Here is a 17,563-nt window from a genome sequence, read left to right as displayed (position 1 = left end):
CCGTGAGCCCCCCGCTAGGGCCAATCTGGATTGCTTCGCCGCCTGAGGTGCATTCGGCGTTGCTGAGTAGTGGACCGGGACCGGCGTCGCTGTTGGCGGCGGCTGCGGCCTACCACGAGCTCAGTGCCGAATACGCCGCCACGGCGGCGGAACTCAGTGGTCTGGTGGGGACGGTCGCGGCGGGTGCCTGGCAGGGCTTGAGCGCCGGGCGGTATGTGGCCGCACATCAGCCTTACGTCGCGTGGCTGCAGCAGGCCAGCGCCGACGCCGCGGGGGTGGCCGCTCAGCACGAAGCCGCGGCTACGGCGTACACCACCGCCCTGGCGGCAATGCCGACGCTGGCCGAGCTGGCCGCCAACCATGTGCTGCACGGCGTCCTGGTGGCCACGAATTTCTTTGGTATCAACACCCTTCCGATCGCGCTCAACGAGGTTGACTACCTACGGATGTGGTTGCAGGCCGCCGCGACCATGGGCCTTTACCAGGCGGCCACGGGTGCGGCACTGGCAACGGCGCCGCGCATCACGCCCGCCCCGCCGGTGGTCACATCCGAGACCGCTCCGGCCCTGCTGCAGACCAGTGCGGTGGCGCCGGCCGCCGAAGCCAACCCGTTCACGAGCATCATCGACGCCATCGTCGGGCTGCTGAAGTCGTACGTGTTGATGCTGCCGGACGGCCAATTGCTGTGGGACTTCCTGTCCAATCCCCTTCCGGCGATCGAGCAGATGGTCATCGACTTCGCCACGAACCCGCAAGCCGCCCTGGTCACCTGGGGCCCGCTGCTCTTCGCGCTCGGCTATCAGGCGTTCTTCCAGCCGGTCGGCTGGGGCACTTGGGGGACGCTGCTCAGTGCCCCGGCATGGCTGCCGCCGCTGCTTGCCGTGGGTCTCGGCAGCCTGGGCTTCCTGGGCCTGATCAGCCTGGACGTTCCCGCCGAAATCCCCGGCCAGGCAGCCGTTCCCGTCCCCGGCGTAGAGCAGCAGCACAGCTTCGGAGTCGCCGGCCTCGGTTCGACCGTCGCCAGCCCGGCCGGTACGCCGGCATCCGCGGCGGCGGCGGGTGTGCCCGCCGGCCCCGCGCCGGCGGCATCGGCTCCGGCGGCGGGTTTCGCCTACGCGGTCGCCGCGCCGGGCGGCTGGGGGCCCAGTCTGGGTCCGACCGTCGGCGGTCGTACCAGCGCCAAAGCTCCGGCGGCGACAGTCCCGGCGGCGGGGGCGGCGGCAGTGAGCAGCGCGGCCGCACGGGCCAAGCGACGCCGGCGCGCACCCCTGCGGGACCACAGTGATGAGTTTCTCGATATGGACACCGGTGCCGACACCGGCACCGACGCCGGCGCATGGGACTTCGACACCGTGGCTTCGGACCGCGGAGCCGGCGGGTTCGGGATGGCCGGGACGGTGGCGACCGAGACGCTACTGCCAGCGGCAGGCCTGACCGCGTTGGCGGACAACGATTTCGGCGGCGGGCCGCGCATGCCGATGGTGCCGGGGACGTGGCACCACGAGCCAGGGGAAGGGGGGCCGGAAAGTCGGCACGACGACTGAGCGCGCAGGAAAAAGAATTCGGATTCGAATGAATCGAGTAGTTGGAAAGGAAAAGTTATGAGTTTGTTGGATGCTCATATTCCCCAGTTGGTGTCCTCGCAGTCGGCGTTCGGCGCCAAGGCGGGGCTGATGCGGCACACGATCGGCCAGGCCGAGCAGGCCGCGATGTCGGCCCAGGCGTTCCACCAAGGTGAAGCCTCGGCGGCATTCCAGGCTGCCCACGCCCGGTTCGTCGAGGTGGCGGCCCGGGTCAACACCCTGCTGGACATCGCGCAGGCCAACCTCGGTGAGGCCGCCGGCACCTACGTCGCCGCCGACGCCGCGGCCGCATCCACCTACACCGGTTTCTGAGCCGGGTCGATCACCAGAGAGGACTTGTCATGTCGCAGATCATGTACAACTACCCGGCAATGCTGGCCCACGCCGGCGACATGTCGGGGTACGCGGGCACGATGCAGGGCCTGGGTGCCGACATCTCCGCCGAGCAAGCCGCGCTGCAGAACGCGTGGCAGGGCGACACCGGGATGACCTACCAGACCTGGCAGGTGCAGTGGAACCAGGCGATGGAAGACCTGGTGCGGGCCTACCAAGCGATGGCCAGCACCCACGAGGCCAACACCTTGGCGATGATGGCCCGTGACCAGGCCGAAGCCGCCAAGTGGGGCGGCTAACGCCACAATCCGATGGACTCCATGCCCAATGCCGTTGAGCTGACGGTCGAACAAGCGTGGTTCATCGCGGAAACGGTTGGGGCGGGCAGCTTCCCATGGGTGCTCGCCATCACCACGCCGTACCGCGACAGCACGCAGCGAACCGAGTTCTTCGAACGTCAGGCAGCCGAGCTCACTCGGATGGGACTGGTGACGCCCGGCGATGGCGGCGGTGTCATCAACCCCGCGGTCGCAGACTGGATCAAGGTCGTCTGCTTCCCCGACCGGTGGCTCGACCTGCGTTACCTGGGACCCGCCAGTGCCGGCGCCGGTGCCGCCCACGGTTGCGACATGCTGCGCGGCATCGTCGCGCAACGTGGCGGCCGCACGGTGGTGGCGCTGCGCAGCGCGCAACTGGTCACCTTCACGGCGATGGAGATCGACGACCCACGGGCGCTGGTCCCGGTCCTGGGCGTGGGACTGGCGCAGCGGCCGCCGGCCCGGTTCGAGGAGTTCAGCATGCCGGCACGCGTCGGTGCCCGGGCCGACGAACGATTGCGCGGGGGTGCGCCGCTCGCCGAAATCCTTGACTACCTGGGCATCCCGGCTTCGGCCCGACCTGTGGTGGAAGCGGTGTTCAGCGGGCCGCGCAGCTACGTCGAGATCGTCGCCGGGTGCAACCGAGACGGTCGGCACACCACCACCGAGGTGGGTATGAGCTTGGTCGACACCCAAGCGGGCCGGGTGCTGGTCAGTCCGTCCCGGGCATTCGACGGCGAATGGGTTTCGACGTTCAGCCCCGGCACCCCGTTCGCCACCGCGGTCGCCGTCGAGCGACTGATTTCCTACCTGCCGGACGGGGACTGGTTCCCCGAGCACCGGCTGGCCCGAGACTTCTCCACGCAGACCTCGTAAACCTCGACACCGAAACACGAAAGAGAGCACGATGTTCCAGCAACGCCACCAGCACAACTCGAGGGTCCAGTGACGTCCGGGACCGTCATGCCGATCGTCCGCGTCGCCATCCTCGCGGAGAGCCGGTTGACGGAAATGGCTTTGCCCGCCGAGTTGCCGCTGCGCGAGATCCTGCCTGCGGTGCAGCGGTTGGTGGTGCCGGCAACCCAGAACGGCGAGGGTGCTGACGGGGGTTCCGCGAATGCGGCGCCGCACCTGAGTCTGGCGCCCATCGGTGGCGCGCCGTTCAGCCTGGATGCCAGCCTGGACACCGTCGGCGTGGTCGACGGCGACCTGCTTGCCCTGCAGCCGGTGCCGACCGGTCCCGCGGCGCCGGGCATCGTCGAGGACATCGCGGACGCGGCGATGATCTTCTCCTCGTCCCGCCGTAACCCATGGGGAGCCAAGCACATTCAGCGCGGTGCGCTGGCGGCGGTGATCGCCGTGACGCTGGTGGCGACCGGCCTGGCCGTCGCGCATCGCGTCGCCACGGGCGCCCTGGTGGGTCTGGTCGCGGCCAGTGTCGTGGCGGCGCTCGTCGCGATCACCGGGTTGCTGAGCACCGCTCGTTCGCCGCGCACCGGGATCGCTTTGTCGATCACCGCACTGGCACCGATCGCCGCCGCCCTGGCGCTGGCGGTCCCGGGCAGATTCGGCGCCGCTCAGGTGTTGCTGGCCGCGGCGGGGGTCGCCGCGTGGTCGCTGATCGTCCTCATCGTGCCCAGCGCCGAACGGGAGCGGGCCGTCGCGTTCTTCACCTCGGCCGCGGTGGTCGGGCTCGTTCTCGCGCTGGCGGCCGGTGCCGAATTGCTATGGCAACCACCGATTCTGACGGTCGGCTGCGGGCTCATTGTTGCTGCGTTGCTGATCACCATCCAGGCGGCTCAGCTGTCCGCGCTGTGGGCGCGGTTCCCGCTGCCGGTCATCCCGGCACCCGGTGACCCGACGCCCTCGGCGCCGTCGTTGCGGGTGTTGGAGGACCTGCCGCGGCGGGTCCGGATCGGCGACGCCCACCAGAACGGGTTCATCGCTGCCGCCGTGCTGCTCAGCGTGCTGGGCTCGCTGGCCATCGCGTTCCGCCCCGAGACGCTGAGCGTGGCGGGCTGGTATGTGGTGGCGGCCACCTCGGCAGCCGCGGCGCTGCGGGCCCGGGTCTGGGATTCCGCGGCCTGCAAGGCCTGGCTGCTGGCCCAACCGTTCCTGGTCGCGAGCGCTCTGCTGGTGTCCTACGCCGCGACCGGTCGCTTCGGGGCCGCATTGGGTGCGGTGTCGGTGCTCGCCGCGCTGTTGCTGGTCTGGATCGTGGTCGCACTGAACCCGTCGATCGCCTCGCCGGACAGCTACGCGCTGCCGCTGCGTCGCCTGGTGGGCTTCGTCGCGGCGGGCCTGGATGCCTCGCTCATCCCGGTGATGGCCTTCCTGGTGGGTCTGTTCACCTGGGTGCTCAATCGATGAGACGTGCCGGATCGACTTGCCTGGCGGCGACGCTGATAGCGCTGCAGGCGGGCGTGTCGGCTCCGCCGGCGTCGGCGATCAGTCCGCCGGTGGTGGATGCCGGCGCGCCGCCACCGAGCGGCACACCGGGACCCGTACAGCCGATGGAGCAGCGCGGCGTCTGCAGCGTCTCCGGCCAGATCCCGGGCACCGACCCGGGGGTGCCGACGCCGAGTCAGACCATGCTGAATCTTCCTGCGGCGTGGCAGTTCTCCCGCGGTGAGGGGCAGCTGGTGGCCATCATCGACACCGGGGTACGGCCCGGCCCGCGGCTGACCAACGTCGACGCCGGTGGCGACTTCGTGGAGTCGACCGACGGCCTAGTCGACTGCGACGGGCACGGCACCCTGGTCGCCGGGATCGTCGCCGGCCAGCCGGGCGACGACGGCTTCTCCGGGGTCGCGCCCGGCGCGCGGATACTGTCCGTCCGGGTGACTTCGGCGAAGTTCTCACCGCGCACCCCAGGCGGCGATCCGACGCTGGCCCGCGCCGCGATCGACATCGAGGCGCTGTCCCGAGCCATCGTGCACGCGGCCGACCGCGGCGCCAGGGTAATCAATATTTCGGCGATCACCTGCCTGCCGGCGGATCGGCCGGTCGACCAAGCCGGGCTGGGCGCGGCGATCAAATACGCGGCGGAGGAAAAGGACGCGGTGATCGTCGCCGCCGCGGGCAACAGCGGGCCCACCGGTTCGGTGGCCGGCGGAACGTCCTGCGACTCCAACCCGCTCACCGATCTCAGCCGTCCCAATGACCCGCGCAACTGGGCCGGCGTCAAGTCCGTCTCCGTTCCCTCCTGGTGGCAGCCCTACGTGCTGTCGGCGGCCTCGCTGGCGCCGGACGGCCGGCCGTCCAAATTCACCATGGCGGGCCCCTGGGTGGGCATCGCGGCGCCGGGGGAGAACATCGCGTCGGTGAGCAATGCGGACGGCGGCGGACTGGCCAACGGGCTGCCCGACGACCATCAGCGGCTGATCCCGCTCAGCGGCACCAGCTATGCGGCCGGCTACGTCTCCGGCGTCGCTGCCCTGATTCGTGCCAAGTATCCCGAGATGAGGGCCAACGAGGTGGTGCGCCGCATCACCGCCACCGCGCAGAACGGCCCGCGTGAGCCGTCGAACGTCGTCGGCGCCGGGACCGTGGACGCGGTCGCCGCCCTGACCTGGCAGCTGCCCGCGGCGGCCGGCGGCGCAAGCCCGGCGTCGGTCAAGCCGGTGAAAGTCCCGCCGCCCCCGGCACCCAAAGACACCACACCGCGCAACGTCGCACTGGCCGGAGCCGGCCTGTTGGCTTTGCTGGTGATCGTCACCGCAGCGACCGTGGCGGTCAGCCGCCGCCGAAAGGAGCCCACCCCGTGAGCCGGATTGTGTGGCCGTCCAGTGGCCGAATCACCCTGGCGCTGCTGGCCGTCGTGCCTGCCGCAATGGCCTACCCGTGGCAGTCGACCCGCGCGTACTGGCTGCTCGGCATCGCCTTCGCCGCGGTGCTGCTGCTGTTCGGTTGGTGGCACGGGCTGCATTTCACCACGATCCTGCGCCGTCGCCTGGCGATACTGGGACGATCCGGGCGTCCGGTGCCCGATCCGGATGCCAGCATCCGCACCACCGCGTTGTTGCGCATCGGGGCGGCGCCGTCGGCTGCCGACGCGCTGCCGCTGCCGCTGATCGCCGGCTACCTGGACCGCTACGGCGTCCGGGCCGACAACATCCGGATCACCGGCCGCGACACCGCCACCGGGGCGCGCGAGACCTGGGTGGGGCTGACGGTGTCGGCCGCCGACAACCTGGCCGCGTTGCAGGCTCGTTCGTCGCGCATCCCGCTGCAGGAGACGGCCGAGGTCGCGGCCCGCCGGCTCGCGGACCACCTTCGCGAGATCGGCTGGGAAGCCGGCACGGTCGGTGCGGAAGACGTGCCGGAGGTGCTGGCGTGGGAGTCCGGGCAGACGTCCCGGGAGAGCTGGCGCGCAGTGCGCCAAGGTGACTCGGATTATGTTGCGGCCTACCGGGTAACGGCTGACTCCGCGCTGCCCGAAACCCTGGCCGCGGTGCGGTCCCTGCCGGCGCGGGAGATCTGGACGGCGCTCGAGATCGCCCGGACCGGGACCGGGGCCCACTACACCGTCGCCGCCGCCTGCGCACTGCACACCGACGCCGCGCCGGACCGCGGTGCACCGGCGTCCGGCCTGACGCTGGAGCGTGGCAATCAGCGGCCGGCGCTGCAGGCTCTGGACCCGCTGTCCACCCAGCGCCTCGGCGGGCACACCGAGGCGCCCGCCGGTCTGCTGGAGCGGTTGCAGTGGCCGACACCGGCCGCGGGAGCGCACCGGTCGGCCGAAGCCGAGACGCAGGTGCTCACTCGAACATGAAGCGGTGCAGGAACGGCGTCATCCTGCGCAGGTAGTCCAGCTGGCTCACGTGCATCACGTGGCTGCCGGGGAACCAGTGCAGGGCGCACCGATCCCAGTGTTCCCACAACGCCACCGCGTGCTCCGGCGGCGCCATCCGATCGCCCAGACCGGTGATGATCATCCGTCGGTTCTTCGGCAGCAGTGGCCGGTAACTCAGCGGACTGTGATAGGCCAGGCCGGCCTCCAGCTCGGCATCGCCGATGCCGGTCAGCCGCATTCCGAGCTTGATCAGCGTGCTGGCCGGAAACCATTCGCCGAACAACTTGGCCGGTGTGACGACCGGACAATTGGGGATGACGGCCTCCAGCCGGTCGTCGACCGAGGCCACCAACGCCGAGGTGTAGCCGCCCAGCGACAGGCCGGTCAGGGCGATCCGCTCGACTCCGGTGCTCTGCAGATAATCGAGCACCGAACGGAAGTCGTGCACCGCCTGGGCCATCGCCTCGGCGAACCCGCTCATCCCGTTCGCGAAGAACCCGAAACCGCTGAACGGCGAGAACCTTTCGGCTCGCTTGCCATGAAACGGCAACGTGTACAGCAGCACGTCGTAACCGGACCGGTAATACCAGGGCAACGAGAAGAACAGCCCGTTGAAGAGGTAGGACGATCCCATGAACCCGTGGATCACGCACAAGGTCGGCCGCGGCCCGTCCTCGTGGCGCCAATGTTGAGCTCTGACAACGTTGTTGGTGGAGAACGAACTCCATCGTCGGCGCATCGCGGGGTTGATCGCCCGGAAACTGCTGCTGAAGGAGATATTGTCCACCACCCCCCGCGCGACCCATTCGGCCAGCGGGCTGGCTTGCCGTGACACGATTTTCGGCGATTCGGTGGGCGCGGGGAACGACTTGCGCGGATCGCGATCGGCGGCCAGTTCGGCATAGAACCGCAGCTTGCCCCGTTCGTCGCGGGACTCCGCCCGGCACAGGTTGGCGCCGACGACGGCCGGCGCCACGGTGGTGGCCAGCAGGGAAGAGGCGGTGGTGCGCAGTGCCAGGTCCCCGACCGCCGAAGCCTCCACCACCAGGCGCTGACGTGCCGACAGGGCGGAGCGCGGCGGTAAACCCTCGCCGCCGGCGTCGGCGCCCGGCACGTCGGGAATGGGAACCGGTGGGTTGATCGGGTCGGCCGCATCTGCCGCGTTGGCCGCGTCGGCCAGCCCCGGGCTCTCAGACATCACCGGAATGGTATCCCGCTGGCCGGTGCCAAGGCGGACCTTTTCGACAGGATCGTCAATTATTTTCGACCCCTTGGCTGCCCATTCGGACCAGTCCGGTAATACGGTTTGGATAGACACCCGACGGACCGAACCTTTGCAGGTGTCGATCAGGAGGACCGATATGTGGGATCCCAACGTCTACCTGGCCTTCGCGGATCACCGAAGCCGTCCGTTCTACGACTTGCTGTCCCGAGTGGGCGCCGACCGCGCGCGCCGCGTGGTCGACCTGGGCTGTGGGCCCGGCCACCTGACCCGTTATCTGGCCAAGCGCTGGCCCGGCGCGGTCATCGAGGCCTTGGACAGCTCACCCGAGATGGTCGCGGCCGCCCGCGAGCGCGGCATCGACGCCGTCACCGGCGACCTGCGCAACTGGAAGCCCCAGCCCGACACCGACGTGGTGGTGAGCAACGCGGCATTGCACTGGGTGCCCGAACACTCCGACCTGCTGGTGAAGTGGGTCAGCCAGCTGGCCGACCAGTCCTGGATCGCCGTGCAGATTCCCGGCAACTTCGAGACCCCGTCGCACGCCGCTGTGCGCGCGCTGGCGCGGCGCGAGCCATACGCAAAGATCATGCGGGACATACCGTTTCGTGTTGGGGCGGTGGTGCAGCCGCCGGTGCACTACGCAGATCTGCTGATGGATGCCGGCTGCCGCGTCGACGTATGGGAAACCACGTACCTACACCAGTTGACCGGCGAGCACCCGGTGCTGGAGTGGATCACCGGCACCGCGCTGGTACCGGTGCGAGAGCGCCTAGACGACGAGGGCTGGGAGCAGTTCCGCGCCGAGCTCATCCCGCTGCTGGACGACGCGTACCCGGCCCGGCCGGACGGCACGACCATCTTCCCGTTCCGTCGGGTGTTCATCGTGGCGCAGGTCGGGGGGGCGCGGCGGTCGGCCGGCTCAGCTGGTTAGCCCCGGGTTCGACTTCGTCCTCGATACCGCGGTCCACCGCGATCGCCGACCTGCTGGTCGGCGCGGTGCGGTGGATCTTGAGATACGTCTGCGTGTAGCGCTCGGCGATGCGGGTGCCGGCGAAGTCCGACGGGATCACGTCGCCGGTGCTCTGACGCCAATCATGAAGGCGGACAGCGAGTTCGGATGCGATGGCATCCACCTCGCGGCCGGCGGTACCGCTCAGCAGGTTGACGGTCTCACCGGGGTCGGCGCGTAGGTCGTAGAGCTCCCGCTCTGGTCGCCGCGCCTGCACGGATGGCGCGACGGCCACCCCGGACGGGCTCTCCTGGATATCCCAGGGCAGGTCCAAAAGTGGTCGTGGGACGTAGTTCTCGATGTAGCTGTAGGTCTTGGTCCGGATCGCCCGGATCGGGTCGAACGAGTCGTGATACGTCTTCGTGGTGTACACGTGCTCGCGCACGGCTGGACCCGGGTCCGCGGACCGCAACGCCGCCGCGTGCGAGACGCCCTGGACGTCGCCGGGTACCTCGAGGCCCAGCAGACCAAGCAGGGTCGGCACCAGGTCGACGCCGCTGAACAACTCGTCGTAAACGCGCGGCGGCAACGCCAGGCGGGCGGGGGGCCGGATGATCAGCGCTATGCCGGTGCCGGCGTCGTAGAGGGTGGATTTGGCGCGCGGAAAAGCCGGGCCGTGGTCGGTGAAGAACACCACCCAGGTGTTCGCGTCCAACCCGGTCTCTGAGAGCGTGTCCAGGATCCGGCCCACCGCGGCATCCGCGGTGGCGATGGATCCGTAGAAGTCGGCGAGGTCCTGGCGCACCTCCGGGGTGTCGGGCAGGTAGTCCGGCAGGTCGACGGCCGCGCTGTCGGCCGGCTCGTAGCGGTCGTGCGGATAGGGCCGGTGCGTCTCGAAAAACCCGGCCGTCAGCAGGAACGGCTGTTCGGCCAGGTCGGCGACGCTGTGGCGCAGCCACTCCTCGACCTTCTCCACCACGTATTCGCAATAGGAATTCGATACGTCGAACTCGTCGAAGCCCAGCCGTTTCGGGTAGGAGGTCTCGTGCTGCATGCCGAAAAGCGCTGAGTATAAACCGGCGTCGGACAACAACTGGGGCAGCGTGCGCACGTCGTTGCGGTACTCCCAGCCGTGATGGGCCAGACCCACCAGCCCGTTGCTCTGCGGGTAGCGCCCGGTGAACAGCGATCCCCGGGAGGGTGAACACAGCGGCGCGGTGGCATGGGCGCTGGTGAACAGGATGCTTTCGGCGGCCAAACGGTCCAGCCGCGGGCTCGACACGTCCGGGTGGCCGTACGCGCCGAGATAGCGCCCCAGGTCGTGCCAATGCACGAGCAGAACATTCTGTGCAGCCGCACCCGAGTCGTCACCCGTCACCGTTGATCACCTCTCCGTTCGCCGGCTGCCATCGGTTTTCCCAGACGAAGTCCGTCAGCGGTCGCGCCGTGGTCCAGCCGTCCAGCTCCAGTGCGGGCCGGTCGGGAAACTCCGGTACCGGTCCCAGGCACAGGATCGCGACGGGCTCGGCGTCGGTGGGCATGCCCAGCAGGCCCGCCAGCCGGCGCGGATCGAACAGCGACACCCACCCGACCCCCAGCCCCTCGCTGCGTGCCGCCAGCCACAGGTTCTGGATCGCGCATGACACCGACGCCAGGTCCATCTGCGGCAGGGTGCGCCGGCCGAAGATGTGCGACTCCCGGTTGTCGCACAGCGCCACCACCAGCAACTCGGCGCATTCCCGGATTCCCTCGACCTTCAACGCCAGAAACTCCGCCTCGCGCGGTCCCAGGGCCGCGCCGGTCAGCGCCCGTTCCTCGTCGACCAGGGCATGGATGCGCCCCCGGAGCTGGCCGTCGGTGATCCGGATGAAGCGCCACGGCTGCATCAGCCCGACGCTGGGCGCGGCGTGCGCGGCCTGCAACAGCCGGGTCAGCACCTCCGCGGGCACCTCGGCCCCGGGGACGAAGCGGCGCATGTCCCGGCGTTCGGCGATCACGCGGTACACCGCCCGCCGCTCCGGCGCGGTGAATGCGTAATCGGTCACCGGGCCATCGTAGAAACGTGGCCGTCACGGACTGTAGGTGACGCCCACCGCCCGGAAGACGTACTCCGGCGGCACGTCGAATGCCAGCGTGCGCCGGGGCAGCCTGGCCAGCACATCGTCACCGATCGCGTCCTTGAAGTGCAGCGACAGATGGCCTTGAAACCGCTCGTCGACGGCGGCGGTGTCGAGGTCGACTTGCAATCCGGTCGAAGAAATTTCCGCGGCCGCCGCGCCGCGCGCCGCGTCGTCCCACCGCACGTCCACTACGCGACCGGCCAACTTCGGCACCACCGACAGCGTCGCCAGCACCCGCTGCGAGGTGAACGCCAGGCAACCCACGTAACTGGCGATCGTGCCCTGGGACCGCAGACCCGGGATCGAGCCGCTGAACTTCCGGGTGACCGCCACGTACTCGGCCAGGTGGATGAGTCCCTCGGCGTCGACCTGAGTGCGCAGATCGTCGGGCAGCTTGCCCACGCCGAACAACCGCCGAAGAATCACCGCCATGACGCCAGTATGGGGTGGTTTCGCGGGCGGCGCACCGATGCTGATATCGATTTAGCGCGTGACCGGCCCAAGATTTGTGTTCCGCTTTTCAACGGCCGCCTGGTTGGCGCTGGGCGCGCTGGCCCTCTACATCGTGTTGTGGGTGGGGCACCGCCAGCAGTGGGGCTGGCTGGAGACTTTTGATTGGTCCTTGCTGAACCCGGCGCACGACATCGGCATCAAGCATTCCGGGTGGGTGCGGTTCTGGGTCATTGTGTCGTTCGTGCTGGGGCCCGTCCCGCTGCGGACGCTGGGGTTTGTGCTGTCCGTGATTCTGCTGGTGCGACGACGAATGCGCATGGCGCTACTGGTGCTGTTCTGTGTGACGCTCAATGGCTTCGTGACGCTGGTCGGTAAGCAGTTGGCCGGGCGCCCGCGACCGGCGACCGCATTGGTGTTCGTGGGGGAGACGTCCTTTCCGTCCGGGCACGCGCTGGAGGCGATGGCCGCCGTGCCGGCGCTGCTGATCTTGTCGCTGCCGTTGCTGTCCCGCCGGGTGCTGAGGGTCGTCGCGATGGTGGTCGGCGGCTTGTGCGTGTTTATCGTCGGCGTCGCTCGGGTCGCGCTGAACGTGCATCACCCCTCGGATGTGATCGCCGGCTGGGCGCTGGGGTACGTGTATTTCCTGTTGTGCCTGTGGGTGTTTCGGCCCGTGCCGGTCAAACCCGAGGGCCACGCCGGGTCACGGCCCCGTGACCCAACCGGGGCTCAAGCTTTACTTGACCCCTAGCTGAGGCGCACTCGACCATAAAAGGATGCGCCGACAGGTAGCTCTACTGTGTGCCGTGGTGTGCGCCGGGGTGGCCGCTTTGTTCGGCTCGATGCTGGCGGCACCGCTGGCCGCGGCCGCCGGCAACCCCTGGTTCGCCAACTCGGTTGGCAATGCGACGCAAGTGGTTTCGGTCGTCTCGACCGGCGGGTCCAACGCGAAGATGGACATCTATCAGCGCACCGCCGCCGGCTGGCAGGCCCTCAAGACCGGAATACCCACCCATGTCGGCTCGGCGGGCATGGCGCCGCAGGCCAAGAGCGGGTATCCGGCCACCCCGATGGGGGTGTACAGCCTGGACTCCGCCTTCGGCACCGCGCCGAACCCGGGCGGGGGACTGCCCTACACACAGGTGGGGCCGAATCACTGGTGGAGCGGCGATGACCACAGTCCCACGTTCAACTCCATGCAGGTGTGTCAGAAAGCCCAGTGCCCCTTCAATACTGGGGAAAGCGAGAACCTGCAGATTCCGCAGTACAAACACGCGGTGGTGATGGGCGTCAACAAAAACAAGGTTCCCGGCGGTGGCGCCGCGTTCTTCTTTCACACCACCGACGGCGGTCCTACCGAAGGCTGTGTCGCGATCGACGACGACACGCTCGTGCAGATCATCCGCTGGCTGCGCCCCGGCGCGGTGATCGCGATCGCCAAGTAAGCCCGGTACCCGCGCGAGCAGACGCGAAAGCACCCGCACGCCCGGCGTGTCGGGTGCTTTCGCGTCTGCTCAGCCCTGGAAATCCGCGCGTGCGCGGCCGGGTTTGACGTGGAACTTCAGGTCCGCCACCGACATTGTCGCCTCGTAGGTGCGGTCGTAGCCGGTCGCGCTGATCCGCCAGCCGTCCGGGGTGCGCCGGTACTGGTCGCGGTAGAACGCCGCCCCGATCAGCATGAAGTCGAACTCGGCGACGATCACCCGGTCCTGCAGATACCAGATGCCCGAAGCGGTGTCGCCGGTGACGGTGATCTCGGGGTGCGTCACCCGGTGCTCGGTGACCACACCGGGTCCCATCGCCGAACTCAGGTACTCGACAAGGTCCTTGCGGTTGTCGAAATGCAGCTCCTTGCCAAGCGATGAGCCGTAGGCGCCGACGATGTCCTCGGTCATCGTCTCGGCGAACTCGTCCCAGTGCTTGGTGTCCATGGCCCGCAGGTAGCGGTACTTGACCTGTTTGATCGCTTCGACGTCGGCTACGGGAAACTCGGGAAGGGTCACCCGCTCATTGCAGCACACCGCCTTTGCCGCAGTCTCGTAGGGCTGGCCGGCGACGCGCCCGGGGCCGGTCTGTCAATAGCGCCGGTCATACCTTTTTGGTGACGACACGGCATCGACCGGATACCAATGAGGTTGGGGCCGAGGCACATCCGGGGTGTCCCTGGCTATGGTTAACGCGCTGGCTACCGACCCGCTATCGACGAAGGTATCTGCTCTATGTACGACCCGCTGGGGTTGTCGATCGGGACCATGAACTTGGTTGCGGCGGCTAACGGGAACTCTCCGGTTATCCGTCGCGCCGTGCTCACCCTGTATCCGCACTGCGCCCCGAAACTTGGTGCGTTCGGCGAGTTTTCAGTGCTCGCCGAACCAGGCACGCTGATGAGTGGCTTCGTGGAGCGGATCGGCGATTCCGTCGCGCTGGTCTCTCCGGACGGATCCGCGCACGATCCCGACCTGCTGACGGTCGAGGCGCTGGACGCGATGGTCGTCGCGGCGGGGGCGGACGCGAGTGCCGCCGAGATCGCGATTGCCGTTCCCGCGCACTGGAAGCCGAGCACGGTGCAGGCGTTGCGCAATGCGTTGCGGACGCACGTCGGCTTCGTGCGCAGCGGCATGGCCCCCCGGTTGGTGCCCGACGCCATCGCTGCCCTGACGGCGGTCAACGCCGAAGCCGAGGTTCCCGCCGACGGTGTGGTGGGCCTGCTCGACTTCGGTGCCTCTGGAACGTGCGTGACCTTGCTGGAGCACAAGAGCGACTTCGAACCAATCGGCGCCACAATGCGTTACGAGGATTTCTCGGGCAACCAGATCGACCAGGCGCTGCTGCTGCACGCCATCGACGTCCTGGGCCACAAGGACATCGACCAGACCAGTACCGCCATGCTTTCGCAGCTCGGCGCCCTGCGCGAGCAGTGCCGGGAAGCCAAGGAGCGGTTGTCCACCGACGCGGTCACCGAGTTGGCCGCCGAACTGTCCGGACGCAGCATCGGCATCGAGTTGAGCCGGGAGAAGTTCGAAGATCTGATCTCCGACCGGCTGACCGGTTTCATCTACGCCTTCGACGACATGCTGGCGCGCAACAGCTCCAGCTTCGCCGATCTGGCCGCGGTGGTGACGGTCGGCGGCGGTGCCAGTATTCCGCTGGTCAGCCAGCGCCTTTCGTTCCACACCCGGGTGCCGGTCCTGACCGCCTCGGAACCGGTCACCGCGGCCGCGCGCGGCGCCCTGTTGCTGGCCAAGCGCGGGGGACTGCTCGACCTGCGGACCCGGGTATCCATCGGGGCGATGGCAGCGGCGGCTTCGTCCGCCACCGGCGCCTCCGCTGGCACCAGCCTGCTCGACCTGCCGCCCGGCGATCTGCTGGTAATCGATCAGGACGCGTTGACCGAGCGCGAGCTCGCTTGGTCGCAGACCGAGTTCCCGGAGGTGATGACCCGCTTCGACGGCGACTCGTACAACGAGGACGGCCCGTGCTTCTCGATGCGGCTGAACATCATCGATCCGCCCAAAGAGCCGCCCTGGCGCCGCATTCGGGTATCGCAGGTGCTGATCGGGCTGTGTGCGGCGGTGGCCCTGACGGCGATCGGCGGGGTGGCGATCTCGCTCACGGCTGTCGAGCAGCGACACGTCCCGCACCAGCCCGCGATCGTGCCCAGCGTCGCGCCCCAGCCCAGCGCAAGGCCCCCGAGCCTGCTGCCGACCAGTCCGCCGGCGCTCCCCCCGTTGCCGCCGCCCAGCGAGGTGCCGGCGCCCAACGCCGCGGTGCCCACCAGCGAGCCGCCGCCACCACCGCCACCCACCGTGGAACCGCCGCCGACCATGAGCGTGACGACCACCCGGCCGGCGCCGGTCACCACCACACATCCGCCGGCCCCGTCGAACACCGCGCCACCCGCCACGACGCCGCTAACGACCCCGCCGAGCACCCCGCCCAGCAGCCCCGTGGCGGAGTCGCCGAGCGCGGCGGAGGCACCGCCCAGTACCGAGCCGCCGGTGAAGATGACCACCCAGTGGATACACGTTCCGTTGCTTCCGGTCCCGATCCCGATCCAGGTGCCGCAGAACCAGGTCCCGCCAAACCAGCTCCCACAAAACCAGCTACCGCAAAACCAAATACCGCAAGACCCGGGACCCCAGAACCCCTTCCAAAATCCGGGAGGCTACTAAACCCTCAACCTCGGGTATAGCTGTCGCCTTTGAGCTTCATAGGAATTGCTCTCCACTTCGATGTGCGCGAGTAGGCTTTTAGCTGGCAAACTCATAACAGGCCAGCAGAACGAATCTCGCACATGGCTTGGAGGGGCGATGGACATCGTGCTCGGGGTGGCAATGGAGCCCTCAGCAGTCCGACTGGTGTTGATCGAGGGGGCGGACGCCGACGGTGTTTCCATCGAGGAAGACAGCATTGAGGTCACCGAGACCGCGCAGGTGATCGACGCGCTCATCGGCACGCGCGAAGGCGCCGCCGAGAGCGGATACCGGCTCGCGTCGACCGGCGTGACGTGGACGGACGCCGGCGAAGTCGCGCCGTTGCGCGCGGAATTGGCGGCCCGCGAGATCGGCGGCGTCATGCTGGTCTCCCCGCTGCTGGCCGCCGCCGCGTTGGCGCAGACGGTCGGCGCGGCGCTGGAGTACGAGCACATCGCGATGCTGTTCGTCGAGGCCGACAGCGCGACGCTGGCGGTCGTCGACGTCGCCGACGGTTCGATTGTGGACCTGCATCGCCATGTGCTGCGGGATGCGTCGGTGGCCGCCGAGCTGGTGACCATGCTCGCCGGACTGGATGCGCCGGAGTCCCGCGCCCAGGGCGTGTTCGTGGTCGGCTGTGGGGTCGACATCGTGGACCTCAAGCCCGCTCTGGAGGCGGCGACGTCTTTAGTGGTCAGCCTCCCCGAGGAGCCGGACATGGCGCTGGCCCGCGGGGCTGCGCTGGCCTCGGCGAACGCCCCGCTGTTCTCCTCGTCGACCTCCGCTTTGGCCTATGCGCTGGATCCCGGCACCGGCGAAGTGAACCCGCACGCGCTCACGCCGCACTACCTGGACGTCTGCGCCGTCGCGGGCGTCGGCGAGGGCGCCCTGGCCTACAGCGCCTTGGGCGACGAATTGACCGCCGAGGCCGAACCGCACGACGCCGAATCACGGCGCAAGCCGTTGACCCTGGTCAGCGCCGCCATAGCGGGGGTCGCCGCGGTCGCCGCCGGCATGCTGATGGTTTCCCTGGCCTCTCACGTACGGCCGACGGCCGCGCAGGAGGCCAGCGCACGGGGCGGTGCGCAGACACCCGCGCTGCAGGCACCGGCCACCGAACTGCCGGCGCAGGTGCTGCTACCGGCCCCGAGCTCGGCGCCGGCCGCGCCCCCACCAGCCGAGGCGCCCGCCCCGGCTCCGAGCGCGCCGCCGCCGGTCGTGCAGCCGCCGATCGTGCAGCAGCCCGTCCAGCAGCAGCCGCCCGTGCAGCAGCCGCCGCCGGTGGTGCAGCAGGCTCCGCAGACGGTCACCAAACCGGCGCAGGCGCCCGCGTACCTGGCGCCGCAGCAGCCCCGCCGGGCACCGACGCGTCAGGCACCCCCGCCCGTGCAGGCCCCGGTGCAGCAGGCCCCCCAACCGGCCGCGCCGCCGCCCGCCGCGCCGGCACCCGCCGCCCCGGCCCCGGCCGCTCCGCCGACACCGATCATGACGGCGTACCTGCACCTGCCGTTCTTCACCATCCCGATCCCGATCAACCCGCCGCCGCCGCCTCCGCCGCCCGCGCCCTAGGCCGCACGTGGCGGATCCGGTCGCTGAAG

The 17,563-nt window shown here is 69.2% G+C and carries 17 protein-coding genes; 12 read left to right on the top strand and 5 right to left on the bottom strand.

What is annotated here, in order from left to right:
• Window positions 1–2: 2 nt before the first annotated feature.
• From A5645_RS18490 to eccE, 7 genes are all read left to right on the top strand, one after another.
• The gene (locus A5645_RS18490) at window positions 3–1,544 is read left to right on the top strand and encodes a PPE family protein (RefSeq protein WP_065130615.1); all 1,542 of its coding nucleotides are present in this window, start codon (window positions 3–5) and stop codon (window positions 1,542–1,544) included.
• 57 nt (window positions 1,545–1,601) lie between these two features.
• Entirely contained in the window at window positions 1,602–1,895 is a 294-nt protein-coding gene (gene esxG, locus A5645_RS18485; protein WP_036351586.1) for a type VII secretion system protein EsxG, read from the top strand.
• A 29-nt stretch (window positions 1,896–1,924) separates the two neighbouring features.
• Window positions 1,925–2,215, top strand: a complete 291-nt coding sequence (locus A5645_RS18480; RefSeq protein WP_036351589.1) for a WXG100 family type VII secretion target — start codon at window positions 1,925–1,927, stop codon at window positions 2,213–2,215.
• A 12-nt stretch (window positions 2,216–2,227) separates the two neighbouring features.
• Window positions 2,228–3,109: an ESX secretion-associated protein EspG gene (locus tag A5645_RS18475; RefSeq protein ID WP_065130598.1), complete on the top strand. Its 882-nt coding sequence runs from the start codon at window positions 2,228–2,230 to the stop codon at window positions 3,107–3,109.
• 87 nt (window positions 3,110–3,196) lie between these two features.
• The gene (gene eccD / locus A5645_RS18470) at window positions 3,197–4,603 is read left to right on the top strand and encodes a type VII secretion integral membrane protein EccD (protein WP_155768074.1); all 1,407 of its coding nucleotides are present in this window, start codon (window positions 3,197–3,199) and stop codon (window positions 4,601–4,603) included.
• Window positions 4,600–6,000: a type VII secretion-associated serine protease mycosin gene (mycP, locus tag A5645_RS18465; protein WP_065035658.1), complete on the top strand. Its 1,401-nt coding sequence runs from the start codon at window positions 4,600–4,602 to the stop codon at window positions 5,998–6,000. The genes eccD and mycP overlap by 4 nt, the downstream gene beginning before the upstream one ends.
• Entirely contained in the window at window positions 5,997–7,007 is a 1,011-nt protein-coding gene (gene eccE, locus A5645_RS18460) for a type VII secretion protein EccE (protein ID WP_065130596.1), read from the top strand. The genes mycP and eccE overlap by 4 nt, the downstream gene beginning before the upstream one ends.
• Here the strand turns inward: eccE and A5645_RS18455 are convergent.
• Entirely contained in the window at window positions 6,994–8,226 is a 1,233-nt protein-coding gene (locus A5645_RS18455) for an alpha/beta hydrolase family protein (RefSeq protein WP_065130614.1), read from the bottom strand. The genes eccE and A5645_RS18455 overlap by 14 nt on opposite strands.
• 163 nt (window positions 8,227–8,389) lie before the next feature.
• Between A5645_RS18455 and A5645_RS18450 the strand changes: the two genes are divergently transcribed.
• Entirely contained in the window at window positions 8,390–9,184 is a 795-nt protein-coding gene (locus tag A5645_RS18450) for a trans-aconitate 2-methyltransferase (RefSeq protein WP_065035655.1), read from the top strand.
• Here the strand turns inward: A5645_RS18450 and A5645_RS18445 are convergent.
• Genes A5645_RS18445 through A5645_RS18435 form a run of 3 tightly spaced genes read right to left on the bottom strand, consistent with a single transcriptional unit; the run spans window position 9,132 to window position 11,754 of the window.
• Complete coding sequence (locus A5645_RS18445; protein ID WP_065130595.1) at window positions 9,132–10,580, bottom strand: sulfatase family protein; 1,449 nt, start codon at window positions 10,578–10,580, stop codon at window positions 9,132–9,134. The genes A5645_RS18450 and A5645_RS18445 overlap by 53 nt on opposite strands.
• Window positions 10,570–11,247 (bottom strand): 5,6-dimethylbenzimidazole synthase, encoded by a 678-nt coding sequence (gene bluB / locus A5645_RS18440; RefSeq protein ID WP_065130594.1) that lies wholly within the window; start codon window positions 11,245–11,247, stop codon window positions 10,570–10,572. The genes A5645_RS18445 and bluB overlap by 11 nt, the downstream gene beginning before the upstream one ends.
• A 24-nt stretch (window positions 11,248–11,271) precedes the next feature.
• On the bottom strand, window positions 11,272–11,754 hold the full coding sequence (locus tag A5645_RS18435) for a hypothetical protein (protein WP_065035652.1): 483 nt from the start codon (window positions 11,752–11,754) through the stop codon (window positions 11,272–11,274).
• Window positions 11,755–11,812: 58 nt separating this feature from the next.
• Here A5645_RS18435 and A5645_RS18430 point away from each other — a divergent pair, with 58 nt between their 5' ends.
• The gene (locus A5645_RS18430) at window positions 11,813–12,523 is read left to right on the top strand and encodes a phosphatase PAP2 family protein (RefSeq protein ID WP_081288431.1); all 711 of its coding nucleotides are present in this window, start codon (window positions 11,813–11,815) and stop codon (window positions 12,521–12,523) included.
• Between the two features lie 25 nt (window positions 12,524–12,548).
• Entirely contained in the window at window positions 12,549–13,217 is a 669-nt protein-coding gene (locus A5645_RS18425) for a L,D-transpeptidase family protein (protein ID WP_065035650.1), read from the top strand.
• A 69-nt stretch (window positions 13,218–13,286) separates the two neighbouring features.
• On the opposite strand, the gene A5645_RS18420 is transcribed toward A5645_RS18425, so the two are convergent.
• Window positions 13,287–13,793, bottom strand: a complete 507-nt coding sequence (locus A5645_RS18420; RefSeq protein ID WP_036351615.1) for a nuclear transport factor 2 family protein — start codon at window positions 13,791–13,793, stop codon at window positions 13,287–13,289.
• A gap of 198 nt (window positions 13,794–13,991) precedes the next feature.
• On the opposite strand from A5645_RS18420, the gene A5645_RS18415 reads away from it, so the two are divergent.
• Window positions 13,992–15,944: an Hsp70 family protein gene (locus tag A5645_RS18415; RefSeq protein WP_065130592.1), complete on the top strand. Its 1,953-nt coding sequence runs from the start codon at window positions 13,992–13,994 to the stop codon at window positions 15,942–15,944.
• Between the two features lie 138 nt (window positions 15,945–16,082).
• On the top strand, window positions 16,083–17,534 hold the full coding sequence (locus A5645_RS18410; RefSeq protein WP_065130591.1) for a DUF7159 family protein: 1,452 nt from the start codon (window positions 16,083–16,085) through the stop codon (window positions 17,532–17,534).
• Window positions 17,535–17,563 lie beyond the last annotated feature (29 nt).

This window comes from Mycobacterium asiaticum (assembly GCF_001673635.1).
In the GTDB taxonomy this organism is placed as follows: Bacteria; Actinomycetota; Actinomycetes; order Mycobacteriales; family Mycobacteriaceae; genus Mycobacterium; species Mycobacterium asiaticum_C.
The sequence above is the reverse complement of the archived record's forward strand: the minus strand, read 5'-3'. Positions and strand labels throughout refer to the sequence as shown.

What these genes read in the sequence shown, in the direction of transcription:
- esxG (WP_036351586.1), top strand. Translation starts at nt 1,602, where the DNA reads ATGAGTTTGTTGGATGCTCATATTCCCCAGTTGGTGTCCTCGCAGTCG.
- A5645_RS18480 (WP_036351589.1), top strand. Translation starts at nt 1,925, where the DNA reads ATGTCGCAGATCATGTACAACTACCCGGCAATGCTGGCCCACGCCGGC.
- A5645_RS18475 (WP_065130598.1), top strand. Translation starts at nt 2,228, where the DNA reads ATGGACTCCATGCCCAATGCCGTTGAGCTGACGGTCGAACAAGCGTGG.
- eccD (WP_155768074.1), top strand. Translation starts at nt 3,197, where the DNA reads ATGCCGATCGTCCGCGTCGCCATCCTCGCGGAGAGCCGGTTGACGGAA.
- mycP (WP_065035658.1), top strand. Translation starts at nt 4,600, where the DNA reads ATGAGACGTGCCGGATCGACTTGCCTGGCGGCGACGCTGATAGCGCTG.
- A5645_RS18455 (WP_065130614.1), bottom strand. Translation starts at nt 8,226, where the DNA reads ATGTCTGAGAGCCCGGGGCTGGCCGACGCGGCCAACGCGGCAGATGCG.
- A5645_RS18450 (WP_065035655.1), top strand. Translation starts at nt 8,390, where the DNA reads ATGTGGGATCCCAACGTCTACCTGGCCTTCGCGGATCACCGAAGCCGT.
- A5645_RS18435 (WP_065035652.1), bottom strand. Translation starts at nt 11,754, where the DNA reads ATGGCGGTGATTCTTCGGCGGTTGTTCGGCGTGGGCAAGCTGCCCGAC.
- A5645_RS18425 (WP_065035650.1), top strand. Translation starts at nt 12,549, where the DNA reads ATGCGCCGACAGGTAGCTCTACTGTGTGCCGTGGTGTGCGCCGGGGTG.
- A5645_RS18415 (WP_065130592.1), top strand. Translation starts at nt 13,992, where the DNA reads ATGTACGACCCGCTGGGGTTGTCGATCGGGACCATGAACTTGGTTGCG.
- A5645_RS18410 (WP_065130591.1), top strand. Translation starts at nt 16,083, where the DNA reads ATGGACATCGTGCTCGGGGTGGCAATGGAGCCCTCAGCAGTCCGACTG.